The 19,899-nt window shown below is 71.2% G+C and carries 15 protein-coding genes and 1 riboswitch; of the genes, 4 read left to right on the forward strand and 11 right to left on the reverse strand.

Annotation, left to right across the window (positions count from 1 at the left end; all coding sequences use genetic code 11):
* Window positions 1–78 precede the first annotated feature (78 nt).
* The gene (locus GA0115234_RS26185) at window positions 79–1,566 is read right to left on the reverse strand and encodes an aldehyde dehydrogenase family protein (protein WP_093546336.1); all 1,488 of its coding nucleotides are present in this window, start codon (window positions 1,564–1,566) and stop codon (window positions 79–81) included.
* A 258-nt stretch (window positions 1,567–1,824) separates the two neighbouring features.
* Between GA0115234_RS26185 and GA0115234_RS26190 the strand changes: the two genes are divergently transcribed.
* The gene (locus tag GA0115234_RS26190) at window positions 1,825–2,226 is read left to right on the forward strand and encodes a hypothetical protein (protein WP_093546339.1); all 402 of its coding nucleotides are present in this window, start codon (window positions 1,825–1,827) and stop codon (window positions 2,224–2,226) included.
* Here GA0115234_RS26190 and GA0115234_RS26195 read toward each other — a convergent pair.
* The 8 genes from GA0115234_RS26195 to GA0115234_RS26230 form a co-directional block, all read right to left on the reverse strand.
* On the reverse strand, window positions 2,185–2,853 hold the full coding sequence (locus GA0115234_RS26195) for an SGNH/GDSL hydrolase family protein (RefSeq protein ID WP_093546342.1): 669 nt from the start codon (window positions 2,851–2,853) through the stop codon (window positions 2,185–2,187). The genes GA0115234_RS26190 and GA0115234_RS26195 overlap by 42 nt on opposite strands.
* Window positions 2,854–2,900: 47 nt before the next feature.
* A complete protein-coding gene (locus tag GA0115234_RS26200) occupies window positions 2,901–3,752 on the reverse strand; it encodes a sugar phosphate isomerase/epimerase family protein (protein WP_256088819.1) in 852 nt (283 codons plus the stop codon).
* 103 nt (window positions 3,753–3,855) lie between these two features.
* Complete coding sequence (locus GA0115234_RS26205; protein WP_093546345.1) at window positions 3,856–5,283, reverse strand: polysaccharide lyase 6 family protein; 1,428 nt, start codon at window positions 5,281–5,283, stop codon at window positions 3,856–3,858.
* A gap of 127 nt (window positions 5,284–5,410) precedes the next feature.
* Entirely contained in the window at window positions 5,411–6,844 is a 1,434-nt protein-coding gene (locus GA0115234_RS26210) for a polysaccharide lyase 6 family protein (RefSeq protein WP_093546348.1), read from the reverse strand.
* Window positions 6,845–6,890: 46 nt separating this feature from the next.
* On the reverse strand, window positions 6,891–8,234 hold the full coding sequence (locus tag GA0115234_RS26215; RefSeq protein ID WP_093546351.1) for an alpha-L-fucosidase: 1,344 nt from the start codon (window positions 8,232–8,234) through the stop codon (window positions 6,891–6,893).
* Window positions 8,235–8,332: 98 nt separating this feature from the next.
* Window positions 8,333–9,199, reverse strand: a complete 867-nt coding sequence (locus GA0115234_RS26220) for a carbohydrate ABC transporter permease (protein WP_093546354.1) — start codon at window positions 9,197–9,199, stop codon at window positions 8,333–8,335.
* Entirely contained in the window at window positions 9,196–10,167 is a 972-nt protein-coding gene (locus GA0115234_RS26225; protein WP_093546357.1) for a carbohydrate ABC transporter permease, read from the reverse strand. Before GA0115234_RS26225 ends, GA0115234_RS26220 begins: the two co-directional genes overlap by 4 nt.
* Window positions 10,164–11,492 carry a sugar ABC transporter substrate-binding protein gene (locus GA0115234_RS26230; protein ID WP_093546360.1) on the reverse strand — a complete coding sequence of 443 codons (1,329 nt, stop codon included), beginning with the start codon at window positions 11,490–11,492 and terminating at the stop codon, window positions 10,164–10,166. The genes GA0115234_RS26225 and GA0115234_RS26230 overlap by 4 nt, the downstream gene beginning before the upstream one ends.
* 482 nt (window positions 11,493–11,974) lie before the next feature.
* Here GA0115234_RS26230 and GA0115234_RS26235 point away from each other — a divergent pair, with 482 nt between their 5' ends.
* Complete coding sequence (locus GA0115234_RS26235) at window positions 11,975–12,985, forward strand: hydroxyacid dehydrogenase (RefSeq protein WP_093546362.1); 1,011 nt, start codon at window positions 11,975–11,977, stop codon at window positions 12,983–12,985.
* A 557-nt stretch (window positions 12,986–13,542) separates the two neighbouring features.
* On the opposite strand, the gene GA0115234_RS26240 is transcribed toward GA0115234_RS26235, so the two are convergent.
* Both GA0115234_RS26240 and cobN read right to left on the reverse strand, forming a co-directional pair.
* Window positions 13,543–13,779, reverse strand: a complete 237-nt coding sequence (locus GA0115234_RS26240) for a hypothetical protein (RefSeq protein ID WP_093546365.1) — start codon at window positions 13,777–13,779, stop codon at window positions 13,543–13,545.
* Between the two features lie 246 nt (window positions 13,780–14,025).
* The gene (cobN, locus tag GA0115234_RS26245) at window positions 14,026–17,622 is read right to left on the reverse strand and encodes a cobaltochelatase subunit CobN (RefSeq protein WP_093546368.1); all 3,597 of its coding nucleotides are present in this window, start codon (window positions 17,620–17,622) and stop codon (window positions 14,026–14,028) included.
* 90 nt (window positions 17,623–17,712) lie between these two features.
* A riboswitch (cobalamin riboswitch) is annotated at window positions 17,713–17,785 on the reverse strand.
* 103 nt (window positions 17,786–17,888) lie between these two features.
* Here cobN and cobG point away from each other — a divergent pair.
* Window positions 17,889–19,208, forward strand: a complete 1,320-nt coding sequence (cobG, locus tag GA0115234_RS26250) for a precorrin-3B synthase (protein WP_176729284.1) — start codon at window positions 17,889–17,891, stop codon at window positions 19,206–19,208.
* A 63-nt stretch (window positions 19,209–19,271) separates the two neighbouring features.
* Complete coding sequence (locus GA0115234_RS26255; protein ID WP_093546374.1) at window positions 19,272–19,898, forward strand: precorrin-8X methylmutase; 627 nt, start codon at window positions 19,272–19,274, stop codon at window positions 19,896–19,898.
* Window position 19,899 lies beyond the last annotated feature (1 nt).

Below are 19,899 nucleotides of genomic sequence, written 5' to 3' on the forward strand. Positions count from 1 at the left end.
GCTCCGTTGCGGCCGTGGCGTCCCTGGCCCGTGCCGTGTGTCACGTGCGGCATGTGCGTCGTGTCCCTCGGGTGCGCCTCAGCCCGCGAACCAGCGCACGGGGCGCGGAGCGAGGTTCTGGTAGATGTGCTTGGCCTCGCGGTACTCGGCCAGTCCGGTCGGGCCCAGCTCGCGGCCGGTGCCCGACTTCCCGAAGCCACCCCATTCGGCCTGCGGGAGGTAGGGGTGGAAGTCGTTGATCCAGATGGTGCCGTGGCGCAGCCGCCCGGCGACGCGCCGGGCGCGGCCCGCGTCGGCGGTCCACACGGCTCCGGCGAGCCCGTACTCGGTGTCGTTGGCGAGGGTGACGGCCTCGTCCTCGGTACGGAAGGTCTCGACGGTCAGCACGGGGCCGAAGACCTCTTCGCGGACGACGCGCATCCGGCGGTCGCACCGGTCGAGGACGGTGGGGCGGTAGAAGTAGCCGGGGCCGTCGGGCCGTTCGCCGCCGGCCCGGAGCACGGCGCCCTCCGCGAGGGCGGACGCGACGTAGTCCTCGGTCCTCGCGAGCTGCCGGGCGGAGACGAGCGGGCCGCATTCGACGCCCGGGTCGGTGCCCCGGCCGAGGCGGATCCTCTCGGCGCGGCGGGCGAGTTCGGCGACGAAGCGCTCGCGCAGCGACTCCTCGACGATGAGCCGGGATCCGGCGGAGCAGACCTGGCCGCTGTGGATGAAGGCGGCGTTGAGTGCCTGGTCGACGGCGGTGTCGAAGCCCTCGTCGGTGGCGCAGGCGTCGGCGAAGACGACGTTGGGGTTCTTGCCGCCGAGTTCGAGGGCGACCTTCTTGACGGTGTCGGCGGCGGCGCGGGCCACCTTCGTACCGCTGGCCAGTCCGCCGGTGAACGACACGAGGTCGACATCGGGGTGTTCGGCGAGACGGGCGCCGACGGTGTCACCGGCGCCGGTGACGATGTTGGCGGCGCCCTGGGGCAGTCCGGCCTCCATCAGGAGTCCGATCAGTGCGACGGTGCTGAGCGGGGTGATCTCGCTGGGCTTGACCACGAAGGTGTTGCCCGCGGCGAGCGCCGGGGCGATCTTCCAACTCGCCTGGAGCAGCGGGTAGTTCCAGGGGGTGATGAGGGCGCACACACCGACGGGCTCGTGGACGACGACGCTGTGGATCTCGTCGTTCCCGGCGTCGACGACACGTCCGCCGCTCTCGTTCATGACGAGGTCGGCGAAGTAGACGAAGGCGTCGCGCACACAGTCCACGTCGACGCGTCCCTCTTCGAGGGTCTTGCCCGCGTCCCGGCTTTCCAGGGCACCGATCTTCTCCCGGTCCCGCTCCAGCAGGGCCGCGACGCGGCGCAGCAGGGCGGCCCGCTCGGCGACGGGCGTGCGCGGCCAGACCCCGTCGTCGAAGGCGGCACGCGCGGCGGCGACGGCGTCGTCGGTGTCGGCGACACCGCCTTCCGACACCACGGCGAAGACGTCCGCGTCGACGGGGTCGATGATGTCGCGCGTGGCGCCGGAGACGGCCGGACGCCACTCCCCGCCCACCTGGATGGTCTGTTGTGCAGCCGACACGTCGTGTTTGACCCTTCGGTTCCGGTTCGCTTCCAGCGCCGGTCACACCCCGGCGATCCGGCCGCCTGCCCCGGGTCCGGAGAACCATGCCCCGTGCTCGCCGGAAAGTGATCCGCCTCACGCCGTGGCCTGGGGTCTCGTGCGCTCGTGGCCGCCGCTTCCCGGGACTCTCCGCGCGTGGGCACCATGCCGGACGGGGTCCGGTGCCATGATGGACGCCTTGATCGCGCCGAACCGACATCCGTTGGGGTCTTCACCGTGGACACATTCGTGCTGGGCGACACGGACTTCGCCGTCGACCGGTCGGAATCATCGGTCCAGGTGTCCCCGGACGGCCTGGTGACCGTGTCGTTGTGGGGAACCATCGAGGCCCTGGACGGGCAGGGGGACACCGGTCCGTTCGGCTGGGCGCTGCATCCGCCGCATCTCTACCTCACGGCGGTGCCCGCCGCCTGGACCGATGACGTGGCGACCGTGAGCATCGACGAGACCATGGCCGACCTGTACGACATCGGTCTCTACCTCCACGAGCACGGCGACGTCACCGGCGAGCTGACGCTCGATCCGGCGCGGGCCCTGTGCTTCAGCGGTTCGGTGCGGGTCCTCGGCCGCGTCGAGTCAGTCGAGGTCCGGCTGGGCCTCCCCCTGCTGCCCGAGTAGGCGGGAGCCCACCTCGGCCAGCCAGGCATCGGCGACGATCCGGTGGCCGAGGGGGCTCGGATGGACTCCGTCCCGGGCCAGCTCCGCGGCTGCCTTCGTCTGCGCGGCACGGCGCAGCGCGAGGTCGGCACGGACCACCTGGGCCCCGGTGGCCGCCGCGGCGCGCAGGACGGCTTCGGTACGGGGTGTCAGGTCCTCGAACCAGTCCTCCTGCTCCGGGGTGACCGGGAGCAGGAACGGGGTGATGACGACCAGTCGTGCGGAGAGACTGCGTGCGGTGTCCGCGAGGAGGCGGTCGAGGCAGGCCTCGAACTCGTCGACCGGGCTGAGGATTCCGCGGTCGTAGCGCCGCCAGGTGTCGTTGATGCCGATCTTGACCGTGACCACGGTGGGCCGGTGCTCGATGACGTCGGTGGCCCAGCGGGCTTCGAGGTCGTACACACGGTTGCCGTTGACGCCCCTGTTGATGACCACGGGGGCGGCTCCGTCGCCCGCCCTGTCGTGCAGGGTGCGTGCGATCTCCTGGACGTATCCGCTGCCGAGGGACGTGGCATCCGCCCGGTCGCGGCCCGCGTCGGTGATGGAGTCACCGATGAACAGGAGGGTGTCCGTTTCCGTGATGTGCATGTCTGCTCTGCCGTCCTGAGGTGGGGATGGTGGGATGGGTGCCGCGCTCATCGGTGAGCCGCGACGCGCCGCAGCGTACCGGCCTCGCGCGCCAGTACGGCGGGGTCGTCGCCGGGCACGAACTCCAGGAGCGCGTCCAGCGGGACGCGTCGTGCGTTGAGCAGGTCGAAGACCTCGGACCAGAGGTCCGCCCGGTCGGCCAGCGGCAGTCGGTGATTTCCCGGCCACCACGAGAAGACATGCACCGCGCTGACCCGTTCGACGAGTGCGCGGAGCCCCGCCAGCGCCTCCTCGGCGGGGGAGTTCTGCGGAGGCTGCCAGTAGGTGCGGAGGTTGTCCGCGCCCACCTCGTCCAGCAGCCGGACGGTGGAGGCGACGGTGTCAGTGAGGGTCCCGCCATGGAACTCCAGAGCGAGCTCCAGCCCGTGGTCCGCGGCGATCCGGGCCGCCTCCCGCAGTCCGGCGGCCGTCCCGCTCCGCTCCTGCGGTGTGGCGGCGTCCGATCCGGCTCCGCCCGCCCAGACCCGTACCCGCGGCGCGCCGAGAAGCGTCGCGGCGCGGGCGATCCCGGGGAATCCGGCCGTCTCCCCCGGTGCGGCGCGGAAGTACGAGCCGTACGAGCAGCAGGTGAGCCCGTGTCTGTCGGAGGCTTCGCGGGCCGAGCGGACGGTGTCTGGATCCCCCGGAGGCGCGTGCACGTCCGCTCCCCACTCGACCGCTTCCAGGCCCGCGTCCGCGGCGAGGCGCGCGACCTCGGCGGCGGGCAGCCGACGGAAGGTGACCGAGCAGATTCCCGGTCTGGTCACGGGAGTTCCCGACCCGGTCGGCGGGCTGTCCGGGGTGCGGTCCGCCGCGCCGCGCTCGCGCTCCGCGCGGTCACGGCTCTCCCTGCCTGTCACAACACTCCTTCCTGCGGTCGCCGCGTGGCGGCGCGTCTCCCGCCCGGTCTCCGGTCGGGTGGGGGACGGCCCGCCCCGGGCGGGCCGTCCCGGTGAGGACGTATCAGGCCGCGTTCGGCCCCACGTCCGCGGTCGTGAGGGGGTGACGGAGCGCGGCCGTGGTCGCGTACTCGTCGGCGCCGATGTCGCGCGTGCTGCCTCGCGAGTCGCCGTCGATGTCGTCGCTCACGCCCGGGTCGGCCAGCGTGGCCGCGCCGATCGCCGGGCTGCCGGCGGACAGCCGGGCCACGCCGTCCGTGCCCGTCACCAGCTTCGGGTCGACACGGGTGTAACCACCCGACGGCGCGTTGCCGTTGGACGCCGCACCCCACAGGATGTTGCTCTGCCAGGTGAAGTTGGTCGTCGTCCCCATCGCGACCAGGCTCCCCGAGTCGCCGACGAGCAGGTTGTCGGCGATGACCACGTCCCGGGGCTCGTAGGCCCGGCTCTCGCCGGAGAGCATGCTGGAGTTGCCGAACAGGGTGTTGTGCACGATCACCGCGCGGTCGCAGGCGTCGTTGCCCCGCCGCTCGTCCTGCGTCTCGCCCGAGTTGTGGTCGCGGGTGGTGCCGCTGCCGACGACCAGGGCCCGCTTCGAGAGTCCGGCGAGGTAGTTGTTGACGATCAGGTGGTCGTTGCCGTAGAGCCGCACGCCCTCCTCTCCGCCGATCAGGTAGTTGCTCTCCACCCGGGAGCGGTTGCCGTGGCGGAGCACGATCCCGCCGCGGCTGTCGCGGATGGTGTTGTACCGGATGATGTTGTCGGAGGACTTCACCGAGATGGCCTCGGGGTCGCCGTTGGCACGCTCGAACAGGTTGTACTCCACGACCGCGTTCGCGGCGGACAGCGCCCGCCCGCTGACGCCGAGGCGGATGCACTCGCCGCCGTTGTCCCCGGCGAAACTGTGGTCGGAGAAGTAGTTCCGCAGGATGTGGGTGTTCTGGGCCATGTCGGTCGAGCCCGGACCGTCGACGATCAGGAAGATGCCCGTGGTCGTCTTGTTGTGGAAGTGGTTCCGGTCGATCTTCGTGCTGTTCGCCCGTACGACGACCCAGTACGGGTCGCCGTCGTCCGCGTGCTGGAAGTCGTTGCGGGTCAGCCGGATCGACGAGCAGTTCACCGGGATCTCCAGCGTGGTGCTCTGCCGGAAGGCGAAGCCACTGACGGTGATGTTGCTCGAATCGGCGAAGACGAAGCTGCGCTCGCCCTTGAGCACCACGCCGCCGCGGGACTTGGCCACGATGGTGATCGGCGCGGCGCCGGTGCCGTTCTTGCCGGAGACGTTGATGGCGCCGCCCGACGGGACGGTGTACGTGCCGTCGGCCACGACGATCCGGTCGCCGGGTGCGGCGCTGTTGATCGCGCTCTGGAGTGCGGCCAGGCTGCTGACCGGTGTGTCGGCCGCCGAGGCGTCGACCGACATCGAGGTGGTGAGGGGCACGGCGGCGAGTGCTGCCACCGCGGTGCCCCTGAGGAACGTGCGTCGTTGCATGATGCCTCCTGTGGCGACGAGTACATGACGGGCCGGTCCGTACAGCCCCCGCGCTGGACGGACCGGCTGTTCGACGGTGGGGACAGCCGGGGGCGGACCGGACCGGCTGTCCCTCTCGGGCGGGTTGTCAGCGGGCGTGGGGGCCGACGTCGGCCGGGGTCAGCGGCCGGTACCGGGGCGCCCGCTTCGCGTACTCGTCCGCACCCACGTCCTGTCGACGGCCGCGCGGGTCCCCGTCGATGTCGTGGGTGACCGGTGACGGCCGGAGCGTGCCCGCACCGATCGCCGGGCTGCCCGCGGAGAGCCGGGCCACACCGTCCGTGCCCGTCACCAGCTTCGGGTCGACACGGGTGTATCCACCGGACGGGATGTTGCCGTCGGCGGCGGACCCCCACAGGATGTTGCCGGACCAGGCGAACCGTACGGTGTTGGCCATCGCGACCAGTTCGCCCGAGTCACCGACGAACAGGTTGTCCGCGACGGTCACATCGCGCGGCTCGTGGGGGCGCTGGCTCTCGCCGGAGAGTGTGCCGTTGTTGTTCACCAGGGTGTTGTACGCGATGAGGACCCGGTCGGGCGCGTCGTTGCCGCGGCGCGTGTCGGGTGACTCGCCGGGCAGGTGGTCGCGCTCCGAACCGCTGCCGATCACCATGGCCCGCCCGGACAGACCGGCGAGGTGGTTGTTGACGATCACATGGTCGTTGCCGTAGATCCGCACGCCTTCCGTGCCGGCGAGGAGGTGGTTGCCCTCGACCCGGTTGCGGTTGCCGTGCCGCAGGACGATGCCGCCGAAGCTGTCGCGGATGGTGTTGTGCCGGATGACGTTGTCCGAGCTCTTCACGGAGATGGCCTCCGGGTCGCCGTTGGCGCGCTCGAACAGGTTGTACTCCACGATCGCGTGGGCGCTGGACAGGGCCCGGGGGCTGACACCTAGCCGGATCGGCTCTCCGCCGTTGTCCCCGGGGAAGGTGTGGTCGGAGAAGTAGTTCCGGAAGATGTGGACGCGCTGCGCCATCTCCTCCGTGCCCGCGCCCTCGATGCCGAGGTAGATGCCGAGTGTGGACTTGCCGTGGAAGTGGTTGTGGTCGACCTTGCTGTCGTCCGCGCGCACCATCACCCAGTGCACGCCCTCGATGTCGGCGAGCTGGAAGTCGTTGCGGGTCAGCCTGATGTGCGAGCAGGTCGGGGGGATGTCCAGGGTGGTGCTCTGGCGGAAGGAGAAGCCGCTGAGCGTGATGTGGCTGGAGCCGTCGAGGACGAAGCTCTGCTCGCCGTCGAGGACGACGCCGCCGCGGGTCCGGGCGACGACGGTGATGGGCGCGCGCCCGGTGCCCTGCTTGTTCCTGATGGTGAGGGGCCGGTCCGACGGGACGGTGTAGGTGCCGTCGGCCACGACGATGCGGTCACCCGGCCGGGCCCGGTCGATGGCGGCCTGGAGCTCGTCCAGCGAACCGACGGTGGCCGGGGCCGCCGTGGCGCTCGCGGTCAGGAGACCTCCGGTGGGGGCGACGGCCAGCGTCGCCCCTGCTGCGGTGCCCATGAGGAACGTGCGGCGTTGCATGATGCCTCCGTGAGTGTGGTGGTGGATCGAGGGGGCCGGGCCTGTATCAGCCGTCGGCCCGGTCGGCCGGGGTGTCCAGGAAGAGTTCGATGACGGGCACGGGGGTGTCGGGGCGCTGGACGGGGATTTCGAGGGTGAGCGTCCCGGCGGGCTGCCCGCCCATTTCGGTGTTCTGCGCGGGCCGGTCCGGGTCGATGTGGACCTGGCCGATCTCCGAGGCGTCGTTCAGCAGCTGGGCGTAGCGCACCCGGCCGGCGAGTCCCGGCAGGTGGAGATGGCGCAGCGGCCAGGCCAGCAGGTGGACGTAGAGCCGGTCGCCGCGCTGGGTGTACCGGCATTCGGCGGGCGCGGTGTACGGGGACGGGCCGCAGCCGCGGACCGACCGTTCGTGCAGGTCCATCCACCGGCCGATCTCGCCGAGGACGGCGACGGCGCGCGGTTCGAGGTCGCCGCGGCCGGTCGGGCCGACGTTGAGCAACAGGTTGCCGCCCTTGGACACCCCGTCGACGAGCATGCGGATCAGCAGGTCCGCGCTCTTGTGGTCCAGGTTGTCGCGGTCGTAGCCCCAGCTTCCGTTGAGCGTCTGGCACGCCTCCCACAGCACGGGCTGCCCGTCCTTGGTCATGGGACCGGAGGGCTGGTACTGCTCGGGGGTGATGAAGTCGCCGGGCAGGCCGGTCCGGTCGTTGACGAGCACATGCGGCTGGAGCTCGCGGACCGTCTCCAGCAGCTTCGGGGAGTCCCAGTCGTCCGGGCCCTTGCCGCCCCACCAGGTGCGGCCCGCGTACGAGAAGTCGAAGAAAAGGTAGTCGACGCGTCCGAAGGAGGTGAGCAGTTCGCGGACCTGGCCGTGCAGATAGCGCTGGTAGTCGCGGATGTCGCGGTCGGCGGCCGCGGCCTTGAACTCCTCGTCGTCGCGCTGGGGGTGGGTGCCGTCCACGGGGAAGGACGGGTGGTGCCAGTCGATGAGGGAGTAGTAGAGGCCGACCTTGAGCCCTTCGGCGCGGCACGCCTCGACGAACGGCCCGACGAGGTCGCGGCCGTGCGGGGTGTTGGTGACCTTGTACTCGGTGAGGGCGCTGTCCCACAGGCAGAAGCCGTCGTGGTGCTTGGTGGTCAGGACGACGTACCGCATGCCCGCCGCCCTGGCCGCCCTGGCCCACTGGACCGGGTCGTAGCGGTCGGGGTCGAAGTGGTCGAAGTAGACCTGGTACTGCTCGTCGGTCAGCTTCTCCCGGTTCTTGACCCACTCGTGCCGTGCGGCGAGCGAGTACAGGCCCCAGTGGACGAACATGCCGAACCGGTCGGTGGTGAACCAGGTCGTGTCCGGGCCCGGTGCGGGTGCCGGGGAAGCGGGGGGCGCTGACGGGGTCTCGGCGCTCGGGGTCATGGGGCATCGTTCCTTGTCGTCGGCGTCCGGTGGCGTGCCCGGTGCGCTGTCGGAGGGCTGGTGGTACGGGGGGCGGGGAAGGGGGACGGCCTGCCGGGTCAGCCCTTCAGGGCACCGGACGACAGACCGTGCACGAAGGAACGCTGGAAGAACAGGAAGACGATCACGGAGGGGAGCAGGGCCAGCAGCGAGGCGGCCATCACCACTCCGGGGGTCACGGCGGGGTCGATCCGCAGGGTGCGCAGCGCCAGCGGGAGCGTGTACGAGGAGGAGTCGGTGGAGACCAGGAGGGGCAGCAGGTACTGGTCCCAGATCATGGTGAAGCCGAAGACTCCGATGACGCCGAGCGCGGGCTTGCACATCGGCAGGATGATCTGGGCGAAGATGCGCAGGTCGCCGGCGCCGTCGATCCGGGCGGCCTCTTCGAGTTCCCGGGGGACGTCCTTCATGAACTCGGTCATCACGAGGATGGAGAATCCCCAGGCGCCCAGCGGGACGATCATTCCGGCCAGGGTGCCGATGAGGTTGAAGTGGACGACCGGCAGATCGGAGAGGATCAAGGAGAGCGGGAGAGCCAGGATCTCCTCGGGCAGCATCAGCGTCGCCAGGATGGCGACGAGCACCACGGTCATCCCCGGGAAGACCTTCCTGGCCAGCGCGTACCCGGCGAGGACGGAGACGGCCACCTGGAGCAGCAGCCCGAAGCCGACCACGAAGAACGAGTTCAGCAGGTACGCGAGGACGCCCTGGTCGAAGGCGATCTTGAAGTTGTCCAGCGTGGCGCCCGTGGGGACGATGCTCAGCTGGGTCGGGTCCTTGACATGCCCGAAGGCGCTGACCAGCAGGGCCAGCAGCGGCCCGGCGAAGACGATGAGGACCAGCAGGTAGGTGACGGCCTTCAGGATCCGCCCGCCCGGACTCCTGCTCTCCGTCAGGCCCAGCGCGGTCTCGGTCGGCGCGTTCATTTGCTCTCTCTCCGTCGCAGCAGGTGGACGACGACTGTCAGGATCAGCGTCGCGAGGAACAGCAGGACGGCTCCCGCCGCGCCGACGCCGAGTCTGTTCTGCTCAAGACCGAGCTTGTAGATCAGGGTCATCACGACCTCGGTGGAGCCGTCGGGCCCGCCGTTGGTGAGCAGGAACACCTCGGTGAACACCCGCAGTCCGCGGATCGCGGCGAGGATGAACAGGATCGAGAACACCGACCGCAGTCCGGGCACGGTCACGTGCCAGACCCGCTGGCGCCTGGAGGCGCCGTCGACCTTCGCGGCCTCGTACAGACCGCGGTCCACACTGGTGAGACCGGCGAGGAAGATCATCATGTCGTAGGGGGCGCCCCGCCAGATGCCGGTGAGCATGATGGAGGCCATCGACGAGTCGGGGTCGTTGATGAATCCCGAAGGGCCGAATCCCACCAGGCCGAGGAGGGAGTTGAGCATGCCGTCCGCGGTCGGGTGGTACATGATCCGCCAGAGTTCGGCGACGACGGCGATCGGCACCACCACCGGCAGGAACGCCGCGGAGCGCACGAATCCCAGCCGACGGCCCTGGCCCTCCATCAGCAGGGCGAGTGCCAGGCCGAGGGCCATCGATCCGGCCGTCTGCCCGACGGCGAGGACGATGGTGTGCCAGGCGGCCTCGCGGAAGCCGGCGGACTGGAGCACCGTGGCGTAGTTCTCGGTGCCGACCCACTTGTTGCCGAGGTAGGGCTGAACGTCCTGGAAGGACATGGTCAGCGCGCTGACCATGGGGATGAACTTGAAGTACAGGAAGAGGAGCAGTGCCGGGGCGAGGAACAGCCACGGCGTCCACCACCGGCCCGCCCGGCGGTCGTGCCCGCGGCGGCCGGCGCCGCCGCCGGCCGTGCGGCCCGTTTTCCGGGTGGCGGGCCCGGCCGCCGGGAGGGCGGCCGGATCCGCCTGGTCAAGACTCATGACGCGGCGATTCCCTGTTCCTTGAGGATGTCGGCGAGCTGCTTGTCGAGCTCCTTGAGCTTGGTCCCGGTGTCCAGGTCGCAGTCGGCCATCAGCGCGTTGACGGCGTCGGCGGTCGTCTGCCGCACCGGGGTCCAGTTCGGGATGGACGGCGCGTACCGGCCGGAGCTCTGGTAGATCTCCGCGTAGGTCTTCCAGCGGGGGTCGGGACGAACCTGGGAGATGTCCACCGTCTTGTTGACGGGCAGCTGCACGGTGAAGCCGGTCTCCCCCTCCATGCCGGTCTTCTGGCCCTCGGCGGAGAGCGCGAAGTCGGCGAAGGCGTCCTGGCCCGCCATGTTCTCGGAGCCGGCCATCAGGTAGACGGACCCGCCCTCGGCGAGCACGGTGGCGTCCTTCGGCCCCTTGGGCATCGGCACGACCTCGTACTTGTCCTTGCCGAGGGTCTCGTCGAAGCGGGGCAGCAGATACGGGCCGACGACGAACATGCCGGTCCGGCCTGCCTCGAACGTCTCGTTCGTGGGCGGGGTCTCCATGGTCACGGCGCCCGGCTGGATGACCTTGTTCTTGCAGCCGAGGTCGCGGAACCACTGCACGGCCTGGACCGATTCCTTGGTGGTCATCGCGGGCTTGTACTTTCCGTCACCGGCCCCGGTGATGAAGTCCCCGCCCGCCGCCCAGAGGAAGTTGGAGAAGTACCAGGAGGCGTATCCGCGCTTGGTGGACAGCGGAGCGGCGAGACCGTAGGTGTTGTTCTTGCCGTCGCCGTCGGGGTCCTTGGTGGTGAAGGCCTCGGCCATGGCGGCGAAGTCGTCCCAGCTCTTCGGGGCTTCGAGCTTCAGCTTCTCCCGCCAGTCCTTGCGGATGAGCAGCGCGGACGCCTGGGCCGAGTACGGCAGGCCGAACTGCTTGCCGTCCACGCTCTTGCCGGAGTCCAGCCCCTGGCCGACGACCTGCTTGCTGTTCTTGATCTTGTCCAGGTCGATCTCCCGGAGGAGACCCTGGCTGTGCATGGCGCCGAGCTGCGTCACATCGTTCAGGACGATGTCGGGCAGGTTCTTCTGCGCGGCCCGCTGCTGCAGCTTGGTCTCGAAGTCGTCGAAGATCGCCGTGACCTTGACCTTGAAGCCCGTGGCCTTCTCGAAGGCGGCGGCGAGCTTGAGGGTCCCCTGCTCCCCCGGTCCGCCCGGTGTCGTCCGGGTCCACAGTTCGAGCGGTGCCTTCGAGTTCTGCTTGGCATCCACTCCCGCAGGCCCTGATGTACAGCTGGTGAGGACCAGAGCGGAAGCGAGAACACCCGCACCGATCCACCGCGTTCTCTGCATGACAACTCCTGTTTTCGCCGCATCACAGCTGGCCTGGAAAGCGCTTGCTGGGACGCTAACGGGGTCCGAATCCGTGGTCAATAGTCCGATGAATGCAAAAGTTCTGCGAGGGCTCACCCTGGGCCCTCCGGACGCGCCCCCTACTCGACCGTCACTCCCCGACACCCCCGCAGGCGGATCACTCCTCCCGCGAAAGCGCCTGATGGAACCGGAAATTGACTGCCCCAGGCAACGATCGACCGACCGCACGTCGATCATGCCCGAACACCACGATCGCCGGGGCGACAGGCATCGGATGACCGGTTTTCGCTCGAAGCCTTTTCAATCATCCGATGTATCGTGCGGCAAGCACGCCGATCAAGGCAACGAACAAGCCACGCCAATCTTCAACATCCGATCGGACATTTCCCCACACATCCGATCAGGGTCCACGGATCGACTCGCTGACGGTCTGTCGGCGAAGAGCTGAGGAGCGCAACGCCATGAACGAGCCGGACCGCAGACCGACCGCCCTGTTGGTCATGGAGGAAGAGCGCAGGGCGGACGTCTATCCCCATGAGGTCCTAGCCGAAATCGAACGTCTCGTGCACCTGCGGCGTCCACCCCTCACGCGACAGCGGCTCGCCGAGGACCCCGATGTGCTGCGCGACGTCGACGTGCTGCTCACGGGCTGGGGCGCGCCCGTCCTCGATGCCGCCTTCCTGTCCCATGCCCCCCGGTTGCGGGCGGTCCTCGTCGCCGCGGGCTCCGTGCGGCATCTGACCACACCCGAGTTCTGGGCACGCGGCGTGCCGATCGTCTCCGCGGCATCGGCCAACGCCGTACCGGTGGCGGAGTTCACCCTCGCTCAGGTCCTCCTCGGACTGAAGCAGGTGCACCGCGTCACCCGGGAGGTGGCGAGCAGTCGCCGCTTCCCGCACAACCCCCAGGTGCCGGGCGCCTACCGGTCACGCGTGGGCCTGTTGGGGCTCGGGCACATCGGCCGTCTCGTCGCGTCCCACCTCGGCCGGTTCGACATCGAGGTCCTCGCCACGGATCCCGTCGCCTCTCCGGACACCGCCCGGCGGGCGGGCGTCCGGCTCGTCGGCATCGAGGAACTCTTCGCCACCAGCCATGTCGTCAGTCTCCACGCCCCCCTCCTGCCCGAGACCCGCGGCACGATCGGGTCCCGGCTGCTCAACTCCCTGGGGCCGGGCGCCACACTGATCAACACCGCGCGTGGCGCGCTCATCGACGAGACCGCCGCGGCGGAGGTGCTGCGCGCCAGAGCCGACCTCACCGCCGTACTCGATGTCACACACCCGGAGCCTCCCGCCCATGACTCGCCACTCTTCACCCTTCCCAACGTGGTCCTGACACCCCACCTCGGCGGTGCCCTCGGGGCCGAACGTCATCGTCTCGGAGCGCTTGTGCTCGACGAACTCCGACGCTTTATACATGACCAGCCTCTTCAGCACGCCATCGACCCCGACCGCGCCACCACACTGGCCTGAGACCCCGGAAGCCGTCGACGCGGGTGCGGCCCCGGTGCGCCGGGGCCGCACGTGTGACGTCAGCGAAACGTCAGCGAAACGTGCGCGGAACGTCAGTGCGGGGCGGGAGAGTTCGGGGCCAGTCGGGCCGTCGGCTCCGACTCGTGACGGTGTCACCAAGCCCGCCTGCCGGTGTGTTCCGTACGCCGGTGCCCGCGTGACGGGTGCGCGCGGACTGCTGCGAGTCGCCACCGGCGCATCGCCGAAGGAGCCGGTCATCAACCTGCGGAGCATCAGGGCCACCGATGTCGCGAGGGCGGCCGTGGCGGGTTCTCCGCCGTCACCATCAGCACCGACGGCCCCTGGCGGGAACACCCGCACCACGGCCACCCCGCCGGGACCCGATCGGACCCACGGGAGCCGCACCGGGGCCGACCGGCGGTTCCGGAGCGAGGGCGCCCGGGACACCCGGCCGCACCACGCGGACACGACGCACCGGCCGGCCCGCACGGCGCGGCGCCCCGACCGCGCCGCATCCGTGCGTGCCGCCGTGCCGCAGATGCGCCACAGGGCGATGCTCAGTGCAGCCTCCAGGTGAGTTTCCCGCCACCCACCCACCGCACCGTCTCGGGGTCGTCGAGATCATGGACCTTGATCCCCGCGGCCAGGGCGGCGGCGAGCACGTCCACCATCGATGTCGCCTCACGGACGATCTCCCCGTCGATCTCCACAAGACGGAAGGGCGGGTCGCCGGGCTGTACTCCCAGCACGGTGATCCGGGGCATCGCGATATAAGGGCTGTCACTTTCGGTCATGCGTAGATCGCTTCCACGCCGCGGGCGACACTATGCCCGACGGCGGAACGGGTGACGCCCCTTCGCTGAGCAGTACGTCTGCCCGGGGCAATGCCGCGAGGCCCACCGCACGCACCGCGTACGGCCGAACCACCGCACCGGTCCCCCACCGCCCGCGGCCGGCACCGGACACACCGACAGGGCCCCGGCCGGGAGTGCGGCCGGGGCCCTGTCGCTGGACGGTGGACCGGTGATCCGGTCCGAAGGTCAGTCCTCGCCCTCCAGGTTGCCCTCCGTCTCCAGGTACGCCTGGCGCAGGGCTTCGAGGACGGCCGGGTCGGGCTTGGCCCACATGCCCCGGGACTCCGCCTCCAGGAGGCGTTCCGCGATGCCGTGCAGGGCCCAGGGATTGGCCTGCTGGAGGAACTCACGGTTGGTCGGGTCCAGGACGTACGTCTCGGTGAGCTTGTCGTACATCCAGTCGGCGACCACGCCCGTCGTGGCGTCGTAGCCGAAGAGGTAGTCGACGGTGGCGGCGAGCTCGAAGGCGCCCTTGTAGCCGTGCCGCCGCATCGCCTCGATCCACTTCGGGTTCACCACCCGGGCGCGGAAGACCCGGGAGGTCTCCTCCAGCAGGGTGCGGGTGCGGACCGTCTCGGGGCGGGTGGAGTCGCCGATGTACGCCTCCGGCGCGGTGCCGCGCAGGGCGCGGACGGTGGCCACCATGCCGCCGTGGTACTGGAAGTAGTCGTCCGAGTCGGCGATGTCGTGTTCGCGGGTGTCGGTGTTCTTGGCCGCGACCGCGATCCGCTTGTACGCCGTCTCCATCTCCTCGCGGGCCGGGCGGCCGTCGAGCTCACGTCCGTAGGCGTAGCCGCCCCACACCGTGTAGACCTCGGCGAGGTCCGCGTCGGTGCGCCAGTCACGGGAGTCGATGAGCTGGAGCAGACCGGCGCCGTACGTACCGGGGCGGGAGCCGAAGATACGGGTGGTGGCGCGGCGTTCGTCGCCGTGGGCGGCCAGATCGGCCTGGGTGTGGGCGCGTACGTGGTTCTGCTCGGCGGGTTCGTCCAGGGAGGCGGCGAGGCGGACCGCGTCGTCGAGGAGGCCGATGGTGTGCGGGAAGGCGTCGCGGAAGAAGCCACTGATCCGCAGGGTGACGTCGATGCGCGGACGGCCGAGTTCGGCCGGCGGGATCGCCTCCAGGCCGGTGACACGGCGCGAGGCGTCGTCCCAGACCGGTCGGACGCCGAGCAGCGCGAAGGCTTCGGCGACATCGTCACCGGCGGTGCGCATCGCGCTGGTGCCCCACAGGGACAGACCGACCGAGGTGGGCCAGTCGCCGTTGTCGGTGCGGTAGCGCTCCAGGAGCGAGTCGGCCAGGGCCTGGCCGGTCTCCCAGGCGAGGCGCGAGGGGACGGCCTTGGGGTCGACGGAGTAGAAGTTGCGGCCGGTCGGCAGGACGTTGACCAGACCGCGGAGCGGGGAGCCGGAGGGTCCGGCGGGGACGAAGCCGCCGTCCAGCGCGTGCAGGGCGTGGTCGAGTTCGTCGGTGGTGGCGGCCAGCCGCGGAACCACCTCGCGGGCCGCGAAGGCGAGGATGTCGGCGACCGCCCTCGGGTGTCCGGCGGCCACCCCGGCGACGGCCTCCGGCGACCAGTCCGCGTCCTCCATCGCCTGGACCAGGGTGCGGGCCCGCTCCTCGGCCTCGTCGGCGGTGACACGGGTCGCGGCGGACTCGTCGAGTCCCAGGGCCTCGCGCAGACCCGGCAGCGAGGCCGTGCCACCCCAGATCTGACGGGCGCGCAGGATCGCGAGGACGAGGTTGACCCGGTCGGCGCCGGCCGGGGCGCCGCCCAGGACGTGCAGGCCGTCGCGGATCTGGGCGTCCTTGATCTCACAGAGCCAGCCGTCGAGATGCATGATGAACTCGTCGAAGCCCTCGTCCTCGGGGCGGTCCTCCAGCCCCAGGTCGTGGTCGAGCTTGGCGGCCTGGATCAGGGTCCAGATCTGCGCGCGGATCGCCGGGAGCTTCGCCGGGTCCATCGCCGCGATCTGGGCGTGCTCGTCCAGGAGTTGTTCGAGCCGGGCGATGTCCCCGTAGCTGTCGGCACGCGCCATCGGCGGGACCAGGTGGTCCACGAGAGTGGCGTGGACGCGCCGCTTGGCCTGGGTTCCCTCGCCCGGGTCGTTGACCAGGAACGGGTAGATCAGCGGGAGGTCGCCGAGGGCGGCGTCGGGGCCGCAGGCGGCGGAGAGGCCGGCGTTCTTGCCGGGCAGCCACTCCAGGTTGCCGTGCTTGCCGAGGTGGATCATCGCGTCGGCGCCGAAGCCGTTGTCGTCGGCGGAGGCGGCGATCCAGCGGTAGGCGGCCAGGTAGTGGTGCGAGGGCGGCAGATCGGGGTCGTGGTAGATCGCGATCGGGTTCTCGCCGAAGCCGCGCGGCGGCTGGATGAGGACGAGCAGATTGCCGTGGCGCAGGGCGGCGAGCACGATGTCGCCCTCCGGATTGCGGGACCGGTCCACGAACATCTCGCCCGGGGCGGGGCCCCAGTGCTCCTCGACCGCCTCGCGGAGCTCGGCCGGGAGGGTCGCGTACCAGCGGCGGTAGTCGGCGGCCGGGATGCGGACCGGGTTGCGGGCCAGCTGCTCCTCGGTCAGCCACTCCTGGTCGTGGCCGCCCGCCTCGATCAGCGCGCGGATCAGCTCGTCGCCGTCGCCCGACACCAGGCCGGGGACCTCCTCGGTGCCGAAGTCGTATCCCTCGGCGCGGAGTCGGCGCAGCAGGGCGACGGCGCTGGCGGGGGTGTCGAGGCCGACGGCGTTGCCGATCCTGGAGTGCTTGGTCGGGTACGCGGACAGCACGAGCGCGATCCGCTTCTCGGCGGCCGGGATGTGGCGCAGCCGGGCGTGGCGCACGGCGATCCCGGCGACGCGGGCGGCGCGCTCGGTGTCGGCGACGTACGCGGGCAGGCCGTCCTCGTCGATCTCCTTGAACGAGAAGGGCACGGTGATCAGACGGCCGTCGAACTCGGGCACCGCGATCTGACTGGCGGCGTCGAGCGGGGAGACGCCCTCGTCGTTGTCCTCCCAGTCGGAGCGTGAACCGGTGAGGCAGAGGGCCTGGAGGATCGGTACGTCGAGTCCGCTGAGGACGCCCGCGTCCCAGGACTCGTCGTCGCCGCCGGCCGACGCCTCGGCGGGCCGGGTGCCGCCCGCGGCGAGAACGGTGGTCACGATCACGTCGGCGGCGCGCAGCGCTTCGATGAGTTCGGGCTCGGGGGTGCGCAGCGAGGCGACGTACAGCGGCAGCGCGCGGGCGCCCGCGTCCTCGACGGCACGGCAGAGGGCCTCGATGAACGCGGTGTTGCCGCTCATGTGGTGGGCGCGGTAGTAGAGCACGGCGACGAGCGGGCCGTCGGTGCGGCCGGGGGTGCGCTCCAGCGGGCCCCAGGAGGGTGCCGGGGCGGGCGGTGCGAAACCGTGGCCGGTGAGCAGGACGGTGTCGGAGAGGAAGCGGGCCAGCTGGTCCAGGTTGGCGGGTCCGCCGTGGGCCAGATAGGCATGGGCCTCGGCGGCGATGCCGATGGGAACCGTCGAGGCGGCCATCAGCTGGGCGTCGGGGGCCTGTTCGCCGGTGAGGACCACGACGGGGCGTCCGGTGGCGAGCACCTGGTCGAGGCCGTCCTGCCAGGCGCGGACGCCACCGAGGAGGCGCACGACGACCAGGTCGACGCCGTCCAGGAGTTCGGGCAGGTCCTGGAGCGGGAGCCGGGAGGGGTTGGCGTAGCGGTAGGAGACCGGGCCGTCCGAGGCTCGGGCGCTGAGCAGGTCGGTGTCGGACGTCGACAGGAGCAGGATCATGCGGCGTCGGGCCTTCCTCGGGGTGTCCACGCCCCGGGCGGTGTCGGAATGGAGCTCCCCTGCTCGAACGGGGTCGAGGGCCGGGGAAGGGAGTTCCTGACTCGCCCGGCCGTGGCCGGGCTCACAGTGGCGGGACCGTGCCGGGCTTGCACCGGACTTCCTCCCCTGTCGCCGTCTGTGGCGACGACGGGCCGGCTGGCCCGTCACTAGGCATAGTAAGGGCCAGTCAGATAATGGAGACATACGGATCTGGTGAGATGGTCGGTATGCTCGCCGCCATGCCCCGACCAGCCACTTCGCCCTCACCGCCGGGAGACTCCTCTCCCAGGGACCGCGGTGACGCCTGCCCCGGCACGCTGCGGCTGCACCGGGCGGACGACGGTGCGCTGGCCCGCGTCCGGGTGCCCGGCGGTCTGCTGACCGCGGAACAGGCGGATGCCCTGGGAGCGGTGGCGGAGCGCCTGGGCGATGGTGAGTTGCATCTCACTTCGCGTGGCAACGTCCAGTTGCGCGGGCTGCGCCCGGACAGCGGTGGCGAACTGGCCGGCCTGCTGGGCGAGGCGGGGCTGTTGCCCTCCGCGCGCCATGAACGGATACGCAACATCGTGGCGTCGCCGCTCTCCGGTCTCGACGGCCGGGGCGCGCGGGACGTCGGCCCCTGGCTCTCCCGCCTGGACGCGCTGCTGTGCGCGGGCGAGGGGACGGCGGGCCTCTCGGGCAGGTTCCTGTTCGTGCTCGACGACGGCCGGGGCGATGTGGACGCGCTGGGCGGCGATGTGACGCTGCTGGCGCAGGACGACGGAACGGCTCTGCTGCGGATCGGCACCGCCCCGACCGCGGTACGGATTCCGGGCGCGCAGGCGCCGCGGGCCGCCCTCGTGGCGGCCGAGACCTTTCTCGACCGGGCGTCGGGCACCGGTGCCTGGCGGGTGCCGGATCTGCCCGGTGGCGCCGACGCGCTGCGCGAGGAGGTCGTCCGACGGCTGCGGGCGACGGTCCCCGGCGGGCTCACCACCGAGGACCGCGCCTGCCCGCGCGGCTCGGACGGGCCCGCCCCCGGCGTCGTGACCGGCCCGGACGGTGCGACCGCGCTGTCCGTCGGGATCCCCCTGGGACGTGTCGGCCCGGCGCAGTGGCGGTCGCTGACGGACACGGCCCGGCGCCGGGGCCGCGGTGAGCTGCGGCTGACACCGTGGCGCGGCGTCGTCGTACCGGGGGTGGAGCGGCGGGAGTCCGCCGGGCTGCTGGACGCGCTGGCGGCCACCGGCCTCGTCGTCGGACCCGACTCCCCCTGGTCCGGGGTGGGTGCCTGCATCGGCCGGCCCGGCTGCGCCAGGTCGCTGGCCGATGTGCGGGCCCAGGCGGCGGCCTCGCTGGGGCCCGTGGGCCTGCTGCCGGTGTACTGGTCGGGGTGCGAACGCCGGTGCGGTCACCCGCGCGGCGAGTGGGTCGACGTCGTCGCCACCCCCGACGGGCACCGGATCTCCCTCGTGCGGGGCGAGGAGCGGGACGCCCCCGTGAGCGTCCCCGACGGCCCCGGCGGGCTCGCCGCCGCGGTGGCCGCGGCCCGCCGCGCGCGCGGCTGATCCCGTACGCCCCACATTCCTGTACCCGACCGTCGCACGCCCGAGGAAGAGAGCGAAAGCACTGTGCACCAGTACGAGAAGGACGGACCGGCGATCTATCGCCAGTCCTTCGCCACGATCCGCGCGGAGGCGGATCTGGCCGGTCTGCCCGCCGATGTGAGCCAGGTCGCGGTCCGCATGATCCACGCCTGCGGGATGGTCGACCTCGTCCGGGATCTCGCTTTCACCCCGGACGCGGTCGCCCGCGCCCGTACCGCTCTGCGGGCCGGCGCGCCCATCCTGTGCGATGTGGCCATGGTCGCCAGCGGTGTCACCCGCAAGCGGCTGCCCGCGGACAACGAGGTGGTGTGCACTCTCTCCGACCCGTCGGTGCCGGAGCTCGCGCAGCGGATGGGCACCACCCGCAGCGCCGCCGCCCTGGAGCTGTGGCGCGACCGGCTGGAGGGCGCGGTCGTCGCCGTCGGCAACGCGCCGACCGCGCTGTTCCGGCTGCTGGAGATGATCGAGGAGGGCGCGCCGCGCCCCGCCGCCGTCATCGGTGTGCCGGTCGGCTTCATCGGTGCCGCCGAGTCGAAGGACGCCCTGGCCGCGCACCCGTCCGGTCTTGAGCACCTGATAGTCCGAGGCCGTCGCGGCGGCAGCGCCATCGCGGCCGCCGCCCTCAACGCGATCGCCAGCGAGGAAGAGTAGA

The organism is Streptomyces sp. DvalAA-43, assembly GCF_900091725.1.
Lineage (GTDB): Bacteria > Actinomycetota > Actinomycetes > Streptomycetales > Streptomycetaceae > Streptomyces > Streptomyces pulveraceus.